15 protein-coding genes are annotated in these 14004 nt (G+C 62.9%); 9 read left to right on the forward strand and 6 right to left on the reverse strand.

All coding sequences use genetic code 11. The features are described 5' to 3' along the window. Window positions 1-53 precede the first annotated feature (53 nt). On the forward strand, window positions 54-476 hold the full coding sequence (locus tag ACK3R5_RS08985) for a hypothetical protein (RefSeq protein ID WP_411966745.1): 423 nt from the start codon (window positions 54-56) through the stop codon (window positions 474-476). Here ACK3R5_RS08985 and ACK3R5_RS08990 read toward each other — a convergent pair. Next, window positions 437-1786, reverse strand: coding sequence for a hypothetical protein (locus ACK3R5_RS08990; RefSeq protein WP_411966746.1), 1350 nt, complete (start codon window positions 1784-1786; stop codon window positions 437-439). The two genes, ACK3R5_RS08985 and ACK3R5_RS08990, sit on opposite strands and share 40 nt — an antisense overlap. Before the next feature lie 99 nt (window positions 1787-1885). On the opposite strand from ACK3R5_RS08990, the gene rqcH reads away from it, so the two are divergent. Continuing rightward, window positions 1886-3991, forward strand: a complete 2106-nt coding sequence (gene rqcH / locus ACK3R5_RS08995; RefSeq protein WP_411966747.1) for a ribosome rescue protein RqcH — start codon at window positions 1886-1888, stop codon at window positions 3989-3991. A 36-nt stretch (window positions 3992-4027) separates the two neighbouring features. Here the strand turns inward: rqcH and ACK3R5_RS09000 are convergent, their stop codons facing one another. Then, window positions 4028-4867, reverse strand: coding sequence for an alpha/beta fold hydrolase (locus ACK3R5_RS09000; RefSeq protein ID WP_411966748.1), 840 nt, complete (start codon window positions 4865-4867; stop codon window positions 4028-4030). A 301-nt stretch (window positions 4868-5168) separates the two neighbouring features. On the opposite strand from ACK3R5_RS09000, the gene ACK3R5_RS09005 reads away from it, so the two are divergent. From ACK3R5_RS09005 to ACK3R5_RS09020, 4 genes are all read left to right on the forward strand, one after another. Next, window positions 5169-5879, forward strand: a complete 711-nt coding sequence (locus ACK3R5_RS09005; protein ID WP_411963727.1) for a DUF4013 domain-containing protein — start codon at window positions 5169-5171, stop codon at window positions 5877-5879. Window positions 5880-5946: 67 nt separating this feature from the next. Continuing rightward, on the forward strand, window positions 5947-6636 hold the full coding sequence (locus tag ACK3R5_RS09010; RefSeq protein WP_411963728.1) for a DUF4013 domain-containing protein: 690 nt from the start codon (window positions 5947-5949) through the stop codon (window positions 6634-6636). Between the two features lie 45 nt (window positions 6637-6681). Then, entirely contained in the window at window positions 6682-7752 is a 1071-nt protein-coding gene (locus ACK3R5_RS09015; protein WP_411963729.1) for an mRNA surveillance protein pelota, read from the forward strand. Window positions 7753-7866: 114 nt separating this feature from the next. After that, complete coding sequence (locus tag ACK3R5_RS09020) at window positions 7867-8304, forward strand: hypothetical protein (protein ID WP_411966749.1); 438 nt, start codon at window positions 7867-7869, stop codon at window positions 8302-8304. 27 nt (window positions 8305-8331) lie between these two features. On the opposite strand, the gene ACK3R5_RS09025 is transcribed toward ACK3R5_RS09020, so the two are convergent. After that, on the reverse strand, window positions 8332-9330 hold the full coding sequence (locus tag ACK3R5_RS09025) for an ornithine cyclodeaminase family protein (RefSeq protein WP_411966750.1): 999 nt from the start codon (window positions 9328-9330) through the stop codon (window positions 8332-8334). 72 nt (window positions 9331-9402) lie between these two features. Continuing rightward, entirely contained in the window at window positions 9403-9651 is a 249-nt protein-coding gene (locus tag ACK3R5_RS09030; RefSeq protein ID WP_411966751.1) for a hypothetical protein, read from the reverse strand. Between the two features lie 294 nt (window positions 9652-9945). Between ACK3R5_RS09030 and ACK3R5_RS09035 the strand changes: the two genes are divergently transcribed. After that, window positions 9946-11220, forward strand: coding sequence for an MFS transporter (locus ACK3R5_RS09035; RefSeq protein WP_411968652.1), 1275 nt, complete (start codon window positions 9946-9948; stop codon window positions 11218-11220). A gap of 32 nt (window positions 11221-11252) precedes the next feature. Here the strand turns inward: ACK3R5_RS09035 and ACK3R5_RS09040 are convergent, their stop codons facing one another. Further along, complete coding sequence (locus tag ACK3R5_RS09040) at window positions 11253-11669, reverse strand: DUF3054 domain-containing protein (RefSeq protein WP_411966752.1); 417 nt, start codon at window positions 11667-11669, stop codon at window positions 11253-11255. Between the two features lie 21 nt (window positions 11670-11690). Then, on the reverse strand, window positions 11691-12272 hold the full coding sequence (locus tag ACK3R5_RS09045; RefSeq protein WP_411963734.1) for a class I SAM-dependent methyltransferase: 582 nt from the start codon (window positions 12270-12272) through the stop codon (window positions 11691-11693). A gap of 59 nt (window positions 12273-12331) precedes the next feature. Here ACK3R5_RS09045 and ACK3R5_RS09050 point away from each other — a divergent pair, with 59 nt between their 5' ends. Further along, window positions 12332-12949, forward strand: a complete 618-nt coding sequence (locus ACK3R5_RS09050; RefSeq protein ID WP_411966753.1) for a GNAT family N-acetyltransferase — start codon at window positions 12332-12334, stop codon at window positions 12947-12949. 67 nt (window positions 12950-13016) lie between these two features. Next, window positions 13017-13997, forward strand: coding sequence for a flap endonuclease-1 (gene fen, locus ACK3R5_RS09055; RefSeq protein WP_411966754.1), 981 nt, complete (start codon window positions 13017-13019; stop codon window positions 13995-13997). Window positions 13998-14004: the final 7 nt, after the last annotated feature.

Here is a 14004-nt window from a genome sequence, read left to right on the forward strand (position 1 = left end):
ACGTGACGATTGCGGAGACGAACGTTTACGTGGCAATTAATCGAAATGACTGTGTGAACACGCTCGACCAGTTCTTCGTCGGACGCGACGACGCACCGACTGGTCAGCATCTCGTCGTCGGTGTCGCCCTCTTCGTTCTCGTCGTGGTGGCACACGCTCCACCAGCAGTCGTTGGCCCGCTCTCGTATCCGTTCGGCCTGCGTCTGTGGCCGCTCGCGCTCCTCGGTGTCGGCGGTGGCCTCCTCGCCGCACTCAGAGGAGACGGTATCGTCGGTGCGCTGGCGATGGGCGGTGACCCCGTCCTCGGGTTCTTCACCGCACTGGGTCTGACCGAGTTGACGACGCCGAGTATGGGTGTTGCACAGGGTATCGCGACCGGTTTCGTCGCCGGTGGCCTCCTCGCAGGCGTCGGGTTCGTCCTCGGGTTCGCTGGTCGTTACGTGGCCGTTTCGGTGGCAGATTCCGGTGGTTGGTAACCATCTGTCAGCCCGCCGAGTGCCCACCCGAGTCTGTAGACGAGCGCTCCCGCAACGAGCGTGAGGAGCGTCCATCCGACGAGGAGTATCAACATGAACGCCGGGCCGAACCCACCGATGGGGAGTGTCGGGATGGTGAAGACGACGGGTGCGGCGACGATGGCGACGGCGAACGGCCGGGCGTCGATATCTCGGCGGGTGGCGTAGCCGAACGGGAGGAACAACGCGACGGTGACGCCGAGCGAGAGCGCACTCGGCGCACCCCACGGCAGATACGTATTGGTAAATAGTGAGACGAGCAGAACTGCGGCTATCGGTGGGATGACCGACGCAGCGACGACGCGCCAGAACGTGAGCACATCCGGTCGACGTGCGGCGACGGCGCCGACGACGAGGAACTGCACCCCGAGCGTCCACGCGGTTGCACTCAGACCGCCGGAAAACACCCCCATCGCGACCAGTCCAAGCATCCAGACGAGTCCGAGTCCGCCGACGAGGGCACCGAGCAGTGCCACGTCGGTACCGTCGCCGTCGAACCGCTTCGTGACGTACTGGACGGCGACGACACCGAGTGCCATCAGGAGCGTGGGAATCAGTGCGGCACCGAGGAGGTCAGGCACGAGGTACGACGCCGAGTCGGCAGCGATAGTCGCGCGTGCCGCGGCCTGCGTCGTCAGTGACCGGTCCGGACCGAACGCGAGGTACGTCTCGTCGTCGAGCATTGGTCTGTCGTCCGGTCCGCCGAGCCACGTCGCGGCTGTCTCCTCTCCCGTCTTCAGTCTCGGTGGGTCGTTGACGAGGACAGTCCCGTCGGGACCGCTGACGGTGAACCGGTCGGTGTCGACGTAGACGAACCGCGTGTTACCGTCGGCGTTGAAGTAGTCCACAAGGAGTACGTCGCCGTAGCCTCGGTACGCCATCTCGGGGACGTCGAACGTGACGACGACAGTGTCGCCGTCCATCCGGGTTTCGAGGTTCTCCGGGTCGTCGACGCGGAAGCGCCCGTCGTCGAACGTCTGGGAGACGACCTGTTCGAGCAGTTCTGGGTCGTCGCGGAACGTCGAAGCGGCGGCGTCGTTCACCGTGACGCGAGCAGTCCAGTGACCGACGCCGTCGTCGCCGACGTGCACGTCGAGTTCGCTGGACTCGACGGCGAGTTCGATACCCGAATTTTTGGCCGTGCTTTCGAACGGGTCACTACAGACACCACAGACCGGCCTCGGTTGTTCGCTCGCTGCAACCGGACCCACCGCGGCAGGGAACACGGCGGCGACGAGGAGGAAGCTGACGAGGAGGGCGCGGAACTTCATTCGTCCGTCACATTTCGTCTCGGTGGTAAGTGTCTTCTCCCCCTCGAACGGACCTGCCGAAACGACACCCCTTTTCCGGTGCCGACGAAAAGCGAGTCCATGGACCCGAAGCGGGAACTCACGAGCGTCGACCTCGCGGCCCTCGTCACCGAGTTGAACCGGTACGAGGGGGCGAAAGTCGACAAGGCGTACCTCTACGGCGACGACCTGCTTCGCCTCAAGATGCGGGACTTCGACCGTGGCCGTCTGGAACTCCTCTTGGAAGTCGGCGAGATAAAGCGTGCACACCTCGCCACACAGGAACACGTGCCGGACGCACCCGGACGCCCACCGAACTTCGCGATGATGCTCCGCAACCGACTCAGCGGGGCGGACTTCGCGGGCGTCGAACAGTACGAGTTCGACCGCATCCTCACGTTCACGTTCGAACGCGGCGACGAGAACACGAAAATCGTCGTCGAACTCTTTGGGCAAGGAAACATCGCCATCCTCGACGAGACGGGCGAAGTCGTCAGGAGTTTAGAGACGGTTCGCCTCAAGTCGCGAACCGTCGCACCGGGGTCACAGTACGAGTATCCTTCCTCTCGTCTCGACCCGTTGACCATCAGTCGCGACGCGCTCGGCCGCAACATGGAGCAGTCCGACACCGACGTGGTCCGGACCATCGCGACGCAACTGAATCTGGGCGGCCTCTACGCCGAAGAAATCTGTACCCGCGCCGGCGTCGAGAAGACGCTCGATATCGCCGACGCGACGAGCGACGACTACGACGACATCTACGACGCCATCGTCGAACTCCGCCACCTCGTTCGGTCGGGTGAGTTCGCCCCGCGAATCTACCTCGACGACGACGAGAATGTCGTGGACGTCACGCCGTTCCCGCTCGAAGAACACCAAAACGAAGGCTTCGACGAAGAGGCCTTCGACACGTTCAACGAGGCGCTCGACGAGTACTTCTTCCGTCTCGATTTGACCGCAGACGAGCAAGAGGCAACCTCGAACCGGCCGGATTTCGAGGAACAAATCGCCAAGCAACAGCGCATCATCGAACAGCAAGAACAGGCCATCGAAGGCTTCGAAGAGCAGGCGAACGCCGAACGCCAGCGCGCCGAACTGCTCTATGCGAACTACGACTTGGTAGACGACGTGCTCTCGACGGTTCGGGGTGCACGAGAAGAGGGCGTCCCGTGGGACGATATCGCCGCGACGCTCGAAGACGGGGCCGAACAGGGGATTCCGGAAGCGGAGGCAGTCACCGACGTCGACGGTGCAAACGGGACGGTCACTATCGCCCTCGACGACACCACCGTCACCCTGGACGTGTCGATGGGTGTCGAGAAGAACGCGAATCGCCTCTACACCGAGGCCAAGCGCATTCAGGAGAAGAGAGAAGGCGCCCTCGCGGCCATCGAAGACACCCGTGAAGAACTGGAGGCGGTCAAACGCCGCCGTGAGGAGTGGCAGGCAGACGACGGCGACGAAGACGCCGACGAAGACGAAGAACCAGAGGAGACAGATTGGCTCTCGCTCGGGTCGGTTCCGGTGAAGTCGAGCGAACAGTGGTTCGAGCGCTTCCGCTGGTTCCACACCTCGGACGGGTATCTCGTCGTCGGTGGCCGCAACGCCGACCAGAACGAGGAGTTAGTGAAGAAGTACATGAACAAACACGACCGGTTCTTCCACACGCAGGCACACGGTGGACCGGTGACGCTCCTGAAGGCGACTGGGCCGAGCGAACCCGGGCAGGCGGTCGATTTCTCCGAGCAGACGCTCCGAGAGGCCGCACAGTTCGCCGTGTCGTACTCCACGATTTGGAAGGAGGGCCGCTTCGCCGACGACGCCTACATGGTCGAACCGTCGCAGGTGTCGAAGACGCCCGAGTCGGGCGAGTACATCGAGAAAGGGAGTTTCGTCATTCGCGGTGACCGACGCTACTTCGAAGATATCGCCGCGAAAGTCGCCGTCGGCATCCAGTGTGAAGACGAGACGCGGGTCATCGGTGGGCCGCCGTCGGCAATCGAGACGCGTGCCGAGACGATGCTCACACTCACTCCCGGACAGTACGCACAGAACGACGCCGCGAAGCTCTGTTACCGTCGCCTCCGAGAGCGTTTCGAGGACAAATCGTTCGTCAGAAAAATCGCCTCGCCAGACCAGATACAGGAGTTCCTCCCGCCCGGCGGGAGCGACATCGTCGACGAGTAACTCCTCCGAGTCGAAGTTCGAGGCTCTCTCGTCTGCTTATGCGACACTCCCTGCGACGCCACTGGTGACGCGTTCTTCGATGAACGACGCCACTGCTCCCGAGTAGAACGACGGGTTGTCGAGGTTGCTTCCGTGGCCGCCGCCGGGAATCACTTCGAGCGTGGCGTCGGGAATCTCTGCGGCCAATCTCGTCGCCTGTCGTCGCCCGTATCCGACGGTGTTCTCGCCGTACATGACGAGCGTCGGGACGGAAATCGACCGCAGGTCCACGGTGACGTTCGTGAATGTCGTAATCGCGCGGACGATTTTCTCGAACTCCTCGAACGGGATGGGCGGCATCTCCGCTTGCAGTTGTTCCCACGTCCCGTACTCGCCGCCGGCGTCCGGGTTGAACCGTTCTTGCACCCACGTGCCCGCACGCTGCGCACGTTCGAGGCCGACCACCCGGACCAGTCGGATCTGGGTGTTCAACAGGAGGAGAGTGAGTCTGTCGCGCCAGTCGGTCAGTTCCGACGTCCACGAGTCTGCCAGTACGAGTCCGGAGATGCTGTCGGGATAACGTGCGGCGTACACCTGTGTGACTGCACCGCCGAGCGAGTGTCCACAGAGCACCGGACGTTCGACTTCGAGGGCGGTCAAAAACGCGTCCAAGTCGTCGGCGAACAGGTCGACAGAGTACGACTCGACTGCAGACCCACCAGTTCGGCCGTGTCCTCGGAGGTCGTACGCGTAGACGGTGTACTCGTCGGCGAGGGCGTCTAACTGCGGGGCCCACATCGAATGGTCGACGAGCGCAGCGTGGACGAAGACGAGCGGTGGTCCCTCGCCACGCTGGACGTAGTAGGTCTCGATTTCGTTGGTCTGGACCGTCGGCATAGCGCTAGAGATACGGTGGCAGACGGAATGAAGATACCCTCGTGTGACAGGAGTCCCCCGAATCACGCTCGTCAGTACCGGCGTCGAAACGTTCAATTACCACCGAATACCGCAACCGGCAGAATCACCACGGGATGCGGAAAACGGACGCTTCAAGAATTAATAGTACATTATTCGTGGGTATTTAGTGCAAGATTATATACTTACTCACCGTAATGTATCTCTGAGCGTACGTGTACAGCCGTGAGGTGACCGGTCGGTCAAACGACTCGTGGTTGGGGGGCGGCGCTCGGTGAATTCCATGATTTCAGAATCAATCAATTACCTCCGTAACGGAGAAGACTGGGTCAAGACGGTCCTCATCGGGGGCGTACTCGGCCTGTTGAGCTTCCTCATCATCCCCGTGTTTACTGTCATCGGCTATCTCCTCAGGGTAGTCCGTGCGACCATGCGGGGCGACGAAGAACCGCCGGAGTTCGACGAGTGGGGTGACATGACCGTAGACGGCCTGAAAGGCTTCGCTATCGTGTTCGTGTACGCGCTCATCCCGGCCGTCATCGCGCTGGTGTTCGGCTTTGCGGGACTCATCGGCATCGTCGCCGGTGGTGGCTCTGACGTCGCAGGTGCCTTCGGCGGCATCGTGACGCTCGTCGGCCTGCTGTTCGCGTTCGTCCTCAGCCTCGCCGCCGCCTACCTCATCCCGGCGGCCCTCGCCAACTACGCGGAAACCGACCGCATGGGTGCGGCGTTCGAGTTCGGTGAACTCCGCCCCATCCTCATGTCGGGCAAGTACGCGACTGCGTGGCTCATGGCGTTCGTCGTGCTGTTCGCGTCGTCGATTATCGTCGGCATCCTGAACGTCGTCCCGCTGCTCGGCTTCGTCGTCGGCGCGTTCGTGACGTTCTACGCGTCCGTAGCGGCCTACTACATCATCGGCAAGACGTGGGGCGAACTCCACGACATCGAGATGATGGACGAAGGCGACATGCCAGACGAGCAACCAGCCGTCTAAGCTGTCAGCAGAGATTCAAATTTTCGACGGAATATCTAAGCCGATAGCGGAGCGACAACTTGATACGATGCTCTCCGACGCTCTGTGGTTCGTCAAGCGAAGCGACGACTGGGTTGCCACGACTATCATCGGTGGTGTGTTATCGCTCCTGTCTGTTCTCATTCTCCCTGCGTTCATCCTTCAGGGCTACTTCGTGAGGGCGATGCGAGCGGCCGCCGACGGTGACCGTGCTGCACCATCGTTCACCGACTGGGGTGGCTTGCTGGTCGATGGGTTGAAACTGTTCGTCGTGACGTTCGTGTGGGCGCTCGTCGCCATCATTCCAGCGGTCATCCTCTCGGCTATCATCGGTCTCGGAACGTTCACCATCGTCGAATCGACGACTAGCCCCGGGATGGCACCCGAACCGGCCGGAAACATCGGGTTCGGTATCGTCACCATCGTCGCTGGACTGCTCTTCTTCGGCCTCTCGTTAGTGGCCGGCTATCTCATCCCCGCTGCGAGTGCCAACTTCGCAATCGAGGGGAACCTCGGAGCGGGATTCGACGTGCGGACGATTCTCAGCGGTGCGTTGACGGCGGAGTACGCCGTCGCGTGGCTTCTGGCAATCGTCGTCGCAATCGTTCTCGGCACTGTCGGCAGTTTCCTCGCCGTCATCCTCGTTGGCGTCTTCGTCCTGTTCTACGTGCAGGTGACGACCTACTACCTCTGGGCGCGAGGCTACGCCGATGGGTTGGCCGAGCGGTCGACGCTGTAGCCACGATAGCAGGACTCTTTTCCGTTCCCCGACGACCGGACGTATATGCGCATCTCTAGCCGCGGTCGGGGCGAAGAAGGGCGCGAGCGAATCACGCTCGTCCCAGAGAACGTCGACGACCTCTGGCACCTCTCGTACGTCCTCGAACCAGGGGACCTCGTCTCCGGTGACACCACGCGTCGCATCCAGCGCGACGACGAACAGATGCGGGATACGGGTGGTGAGCGCGAACACCTCCACGTGACCATCGAAGTCGATGATATCGAGTTCGCCCGCTTCGCCAACCGTCTCCGCGTCGGTGGCGTCATCGTCTCGTGTTCCCGCGAGGACCAACTCGGCCACCACCACACGCTCAACGTCGAAGAGCGGGCCGAGATTACCATCGAGAAACACTTCAAGGCCGACCAAATCGACCGCATCGAGACGGCCGAACAGGCCGCCGAGAACCCAGACGTGGCTATCGCGACGGTCGAAGAGGGCGCGGCCTACATCCACACCGTCGCCCAGTATGGAACCGAGGAGTACGCGTCGCTGACGAAACCGACCGGAAAGGGCGAGTACGCCCGCCCCCGTTCGGAACTGTTCGCCGAACTCGGGTCGGCGCTCTCGCACCTCGACGTGGACGCCATCATCCTCGCCGGCCCCGGGTTCACGAAGAACGACGCGATGGACTACCTCGAAGAGAACTACGCCGAGGTGGCCGAACTCATCGTCACGACGGTGGACACTGCCGGCGTCGGTGACCGGGGGGTCCACGAAGTGCTCAAACGCGGGGCCGTCGACGACGTCCAGAAACAGACCCGCATCGCCGAAGAAGCGAACCTCATCGACGAGTTGATGGAAAACATCTCGACCGGTGCGAAGGCGGCTTACGGCGTCGACCAGGTCGCAGAGGCCGCCGACTACGGCGCTATCGAAAACTTGCTCCTCCTCGACTCACGACTCCGCGCAGAACGCCAAGGCGAAGGCGACTGGGATATCGACGTCAACGACGTCATCGACTCCGTCGAACAGAAGGGTGGCGAGGTGACCGTCTTCTCCGCCGAGTTCCAACCCGGCGAACAGTTGAAGAACCTCGGCGGAATCGCTGCGATTCTCCGATACCGACTGCAGTAGGTATCTCTCGGCAGTGACTGCAGGAGCTGTTTTCTCGACGGTATTCGCTCTCGGATTCGCGTCTTTCTGGCCACCCAGAACAACCATTTTGACGATCGCAACCGACCGTCTAGTGTGGCTCGGGGTGTGTTCACGAAGACCATCAAGCGAGTCGACCATTGGCTCGACCAGGTGTTCTTCGCCGCGTGGGAGGTGTCGGTTCTCGTGATTCCGACACTCTGGTTGCTCTTGGCGGCGACGCCACCGGAGGCAGTGTCGCTGTCCGGCCTCACGGCACTCGTTGCGAGCGCTGCGGCCGTCGGCACCTACCGCGGCCAGTACGTCGCGACGGGGACGTGGCCACGCCCCGGACATCTCCCGACGCTCCCGCTTCGGTCTGCGTACTACAGTCTCGTCGTCGGCGGAACGTCGCTTCTCGGCGCTGCAGCACAGGTCCACTCGGGGTGGTTCTGGGTGGGCATCGTCGTCCCGGCAATCGTCGTCACTGGCGCGTTGGCGTTGCTGCCGGTCGTCGTCCAGACAGTCGAACGCACCGCGAGACTGACGATGTGAGCGCCCCGATGTGCCCGACGAGTGCGGTTACTCGCCGGTGAGCGACTCGCTCGCGGGTGAGAAATCTATCGTCGTTCCGAGTCCCTCGTCGCGGGCTTTCTCGTACAGCATGTAGGCCGATGCGGCCGTCTCGATACCCGTTCCCCCGCTGTCGAAGACGGTTATCTCGTCGTCGTCTTCTCGGCCGGGCACCGTCTCTGCGACGACGTCACCGAGTTCGGCGTAGATGTGGTCTTCGTCGACGACGCCGGCGTCGAGTGCGGCGAGGAACGACCCGGCGTCCATTGTCGCGCGTTCTCGCAGGTCTGGGACGTACTTCGCACGCTCGATGGCCGTCGTGTCGAGTTCGCGCTTGTCCGGATGGTACTGGCCCATGGCGGTGACGTGCGTCCCCGGTTCCAGCAGGTCACCGTCGAACACCGGTTCCGACGCTGTGGTCGCCGTCACGACGATATCCGCTCCCTCGACTGCCGCCGCGCTGGAGGCGACGGCGGCGACGCTGGCGTCGAGATGGCGGTCCATCTCGCCGGCGAACTGCTCGCGACTCTCTTTCGTCCGTGAGTAGACCCAGACGGAGTCGAGGTCACGAACCGCGTCGATAGCCCGGAGTTGGCCCCGTGCCTGAGCGCCACTTCCGATGAGTGCGACCGAAGATGCGTCTTCACGTGCGAGTACGTCGACGGCAACACCGCCTGCGGCACCGGTCTTGAACGGATTCATACTCGCGCCGTCGAGCAGTGCGAGCGGTTCGCCAGACTCGGCGTCGAAAAGCGGCGTCATGAACCACGCGTCTGTCGCGCCGAATCCTGCGGAGTACATGTAGCCACCCATCGCACCGGTATCGGGAAGCACCGCTGCGTAGGTGGTGAACATCCCTGGTGGCTCACGGTTCAGCAGTTTCGTCCGCGGTTCGGCCGGTGCACCCTCTCCGCGCTGTCGATAGCCCTCTCGGACGGCGTCGACGTACTCGGCGGGTGTCGCCAGTCCGCTCACGTCGTCGCTCGTGAGGAACAATGTCTCTGTCATATACGGCGAAACGTGACCTGCGGTCAAAACCCTGCGGGCCGTGTCATCGATTGACCGGAGCAGCGTATGGAGTTAGTCTGCGTCGAGAACGGACGGTGCGGGTGATGCGTCGGCGGGACCGGATTGTTCCACCTGTCGAGAGAGTGGCGTCGGTGACGATGGGCCGTTCACGAAGAGTGCGTGGCCAGTGAGGAGTGCTGACACACCCGCTGCCATCGGAACTGCCGTGGTCAACTGTAAGCCGGCCACGACGAGGGTGCCTGTGATTCCGAGTAGTGCGAGCGGGATGAGCCCAAGAATGTAGTCGTAATATCCGGTCATAATATGTATTATTATACGATTGTAACTGGTATAGTTCTTTCTCATAGATGACTGATATTCTCGCAGTGGCTTCCATAACACATCTCCATAACTTATGAGAAAATAATCGCCAGACGTGAACGGTATTATAAATAATAATGATAATCAGACTTATGAAAAAATCTGTCTTGCGTCGTTTGAACACTCAGTTCACATCTTCGAGGGCCACATCTGCCGCGACTCCACACGGTTAACCGTATTGGACTCGTGCGAGCGCACGTGAACCGCAACGACCGCGCAATCACCGCACTGGTGATGCTCGCCCACGGGATGGTACACACGTACGAACTCTCTATCCCCATCTTCGTCGCCATCTGGCTTCGCGAGTACGCCACCATCGACCTCGGTCTGACGGCGATTCCGGTCACCACCGCGTCGCTTGGCGTGATGGCTGGACTCGGATTTGCGCTGTTCGGCCTCGGTGCGCTCCCCGGTGGTGTGCTCGTCGACCGCCTCGGGTCGAAGCGACTCATCGTCGGCTGTCTCTTCGGAATGGCCGGGTCGTTCCTCTTGCTCGCGGCGGCCCCCAATCTCGTCGTCGTCGCCATCGCACTCCTCGTCTGGGGCGCTGCAGCGAGTGTCTACCATCCGGCGGGTCTCAGTCTCATCAGCACGGGCGTCGAAGAACGGGGGACTGGATTCGCGTACCACGGCATCGCAGGCAACATCGGCATCGGTTTCGGACCGTTCCTCACGGCACTGTTGTTGCTCTTTTTCGACTGGCATCTCGTCGCGGGCGTCCTCGCCGTGCCGGCTATCGTGGCCGCGATTTTCGCCACTCGCGCCGACTTCGAAGAGAAAGCGGCCGTCGCTGCCGCCGACGGTGGCGGTGCCTCCAGTAAAGCAGAGACGGGTGTCTCGTCGGTCGGTGAATTCCTCTCGGAGTCGAAAGCCCTCTTCGCCAGCGGATTCGCACTCGTCTTCACACTGGTGATGTTCTCGGGTCTCTACTACCGCGGCGTCACGACGTTCCTGCCGGACCTCATCGGTGACGTCCTCGGCATCGACCCGATTCCGATTTCGGCGCTCGTCCCCGCGTCGATTCTCGCCGGCCCCGGCGGTGCGACACCGACCCTCGACGTGGAACTGTACGTCTACGCTGGTCTCCTCACTATCGGCGTCTTCGGCCAGTACGTCGGCGGAAAACTCACGGACCGAATCAGAACCGAACGTGGCCTCGTCGTCGGGTTCGCGGCACTCGCCGTCGTCGCGATGGCCTTCCTCCCCGTCGCGAGTCTCGGCGTCGTCCCGCTCCTCGTCATGTGCGCCTTACTCGGCTTTTTCCTCTTCATGGTCCAGCCCTTCTATCAGGCGACTGTCGCCGAGTACACCCCTGCAGGACTCCGTGGCCTCTCGTATGGCTTTACCTACCTCGGCGTCTTCGGCGTCGGCGCACTCGGTGGTGCAATCGCGGGCTTTATCCTCGCTGCCGCGACGCCGACGGCGCTCTTCGTCGTGCTCGCTGGATTCGCGACGGTGGCAGCGCTCCTCGGTGTGACTTTGTTACGGAACCGACCGACACCCGCCTGAAGCGGGACGTCGGTCGAAAATCGGTGGGGTCGTCAGACGAGACGGAAGTAGACCGTTCGCCACACGCCCAGTGCGATGGACCCGAGGACGAGCATCACGCCGATGAAGATGGGGTCCGCACCGCCTTCGAACAGGGGCGTCCAGCGAATCACGGCACCGAGAATCGCCGCCACAATCCACGAACGGAGGCCGAGCGGGACGGCCGACTTCGCTGATTCGGCGGCACCCGGGGAGTACGCACCGAGGAGCGGTGCGACGAGGGCCCACGCGACGAGGAACGGCACGGCGGTGAGGACCCATCCCACGGGGTCAGTCGAGAGGTACGACACGCCATTGTGTTGAATCACGCCGACGGTCACGAGGAGGAAGATGACGAGGATGTCGCCCACGGCGAGCGGTAACGCCCCGGCATCGAGTCGCTCCTCAAGGAAGGACGTCGAGGTTGCCATACCCGTGAATTCGTCGCCCCCCTAATGGCTCTCCCGCTTTTTCGCGACCACCGTGTACTCGAATCCCGTGTCGAGGACGTGCGCTTCGAACCCGACGCGTTCGAGAAACCGCGTGAGTTCGCTCGGTGACGCGAACGACGACCCGAACCCGACGACTCGCTCGGCGAGGACGAGTCCGCGCCCGAGGAGTGTCTCGGGGTCGAACTCGCTGATTGCGAAGACACCACCAGGTTCGAGGACGCGGTAGACTTCCTCGGCGACGGTCCGCTGGTTCGGCATGTGGTGGAAGGCGTCGACGACGGTCACCGCGTCCACCGAGTCGTCCGCGAAGGGGAGCGTTCGTGCGTCGCCACGGACACAGTCGAGGCCCCGTTCACGTGCCCGACGGAGCATCCCTGCCGACACGTCGAGGACGATTCGCTCGGGAGCGTCGAGTGCGAGCGTGGCCCGACCCGACCCGCCACCGATGTCGACGACGCGTTCGACGGGGATGTCCGCGCGGGCCAGTGCCTCGTTGAGCGTCTCGGCCTCTGCGGCAGGCATCACGAGGTCGTAGAGCGGGGCGAACCGGTCGAAAAAACGAACGTCACCGACACCGTGCATAGCCGAACTGACGCACTCGCCGGGGAAGGTTCTTGCGCGATGCGGTCACTCGTCTACGTATGGACTTCGCCGTGCTCGGCTGGCCGGAAGATGGGCCACGGCTCCGCCTCGATTACCGGCGGTTCGCGTACGCCGGGAAGTTCGTCACAGCACAGACTGGAAAGGCGGTGCTTCGCGACGACGACTCACTGCCACCGATAGACGACGAGCGGCCCCCACCGACAGGTGGTCCCGAGTCGCTTCCGCCACTGGCCGAAGACGTCGTCGCCGCAGTCGCGTTCAACGAAGACCGGACCGACGACACGACGCTCTGGATTCGGTACGTCACCGTCAGACGCGACAGGCGAGGTGAGGGACTCGGTCCGGAACTCCTCCGGCGAACCGCAGACGTCGCCGCGACGAGAGGATACGAGACGGTCCGTATCGCTACGAACAACCCGTTCGCCTACGAGGCCTGTCACAAGGCAGGATTCGGGTTCACGGGGCGCGAGACGGGGATGGCAGAACTGGTCTTGGAGCGCCCCGCCGACGCGCCAGTCTCGGTGTCGCGCGAGACGTACCAATCGGGGTTAGACCGCTATCGTGCCCGGAATCCAGACGACAGACAGCGCTCGTTCCTCGCGACTCGTGACGGGAGCGACCCGCCGGCGTTCGTGGGTGAGGGCGACGACGACTAACACGCACACCAGCACCGTCGACTCCCACTCGTACCATTGAAACCCTCGCCCCTCGAACGTCCGGCAAATGGGTAACGCAGACTTGCGGACGCTCGCGGCCCTGTCGGAAATATCGTTCGACGAGGTGGCCGGGAGCGTCGTCGCCGTGGACGCACACAACTGGCTGTACCGCTATCTCACGACGACAGTCAAGTGGACGAATTCGGCAAAGTACACCACGAGCGACGGCGAGGAAGTCGCCAACCTCGTCGGCATCGTTCAGGGCCTCCCCAAGTTCTTCGAACACGACCTGACGCCGGTGTTCGTCTTCGACGGCGGCGTCACGGAGATGAAAGACGACGAGGTGGCCAAACGGCGCGAGCAGCGCGAGAAGGCCGAAGAGCGCCTCGAAGAAGCGCGTGAGGCCGGCGACGCCGTCGAGGCGGCCCGGATGGAAGCGCGAACGCAGCGACTCACACAGACGATTCAGGACACGAGCAGAGAACTGCTCCGACTCCTCGATGTGCCCGTCGTCGAGGCACCCGCCGAGGGCGAAGCGCAGGCGTCCTACATGGCTCGGAAGGGCGACGCCGACTACGTCGGGAGCGAAGACTACGACACGCTCCTGTTCGGCGCGCCCTACACGCTCCGGCAACTCACGAGCAAGGGGAACCCCGAACTGATGGACCTCGAAGCGACGTTGAAGAAACACGACATCACTCACGAGCAACTCGTCGACATCGCCATGCTCTGTGGCACCGACTTCAACGAAGGTATCTCCGGCGTCGGCCCGAAGACTGCGGTGAAAGCGGTCAAAGAACACGGCGACCTGTGGGCCGTCCTCGAAGCACGCGGCGACACCATCCCGAACGCCGACAGAGTGCGCGAGTTCTTCCTCGACCCGCCGGTCACCGACGACTACGACTACGACACGGATATCGACCCGGACGTGGCCGCCGCCCGCGAGTTCGTCACCGAGACGTGGGAAGTCGACGCCGACGAAGTCCGCCGTGGGTTCGAACGCATCGAAGAGTCCGTCACGCAGACGGGACTGGACCGCTGGACGTAGGCGACGC

It is taken from the genome of Haloferax sp. YSSS75, from assembly GCF_046764215.1.
In the GTDB taxonomy this organism is placed as follows: domain Archaea; phylum Halobacteriota; class Halobacteria; order Halobacteriales; family Haloferacaceae; genus Haloferax.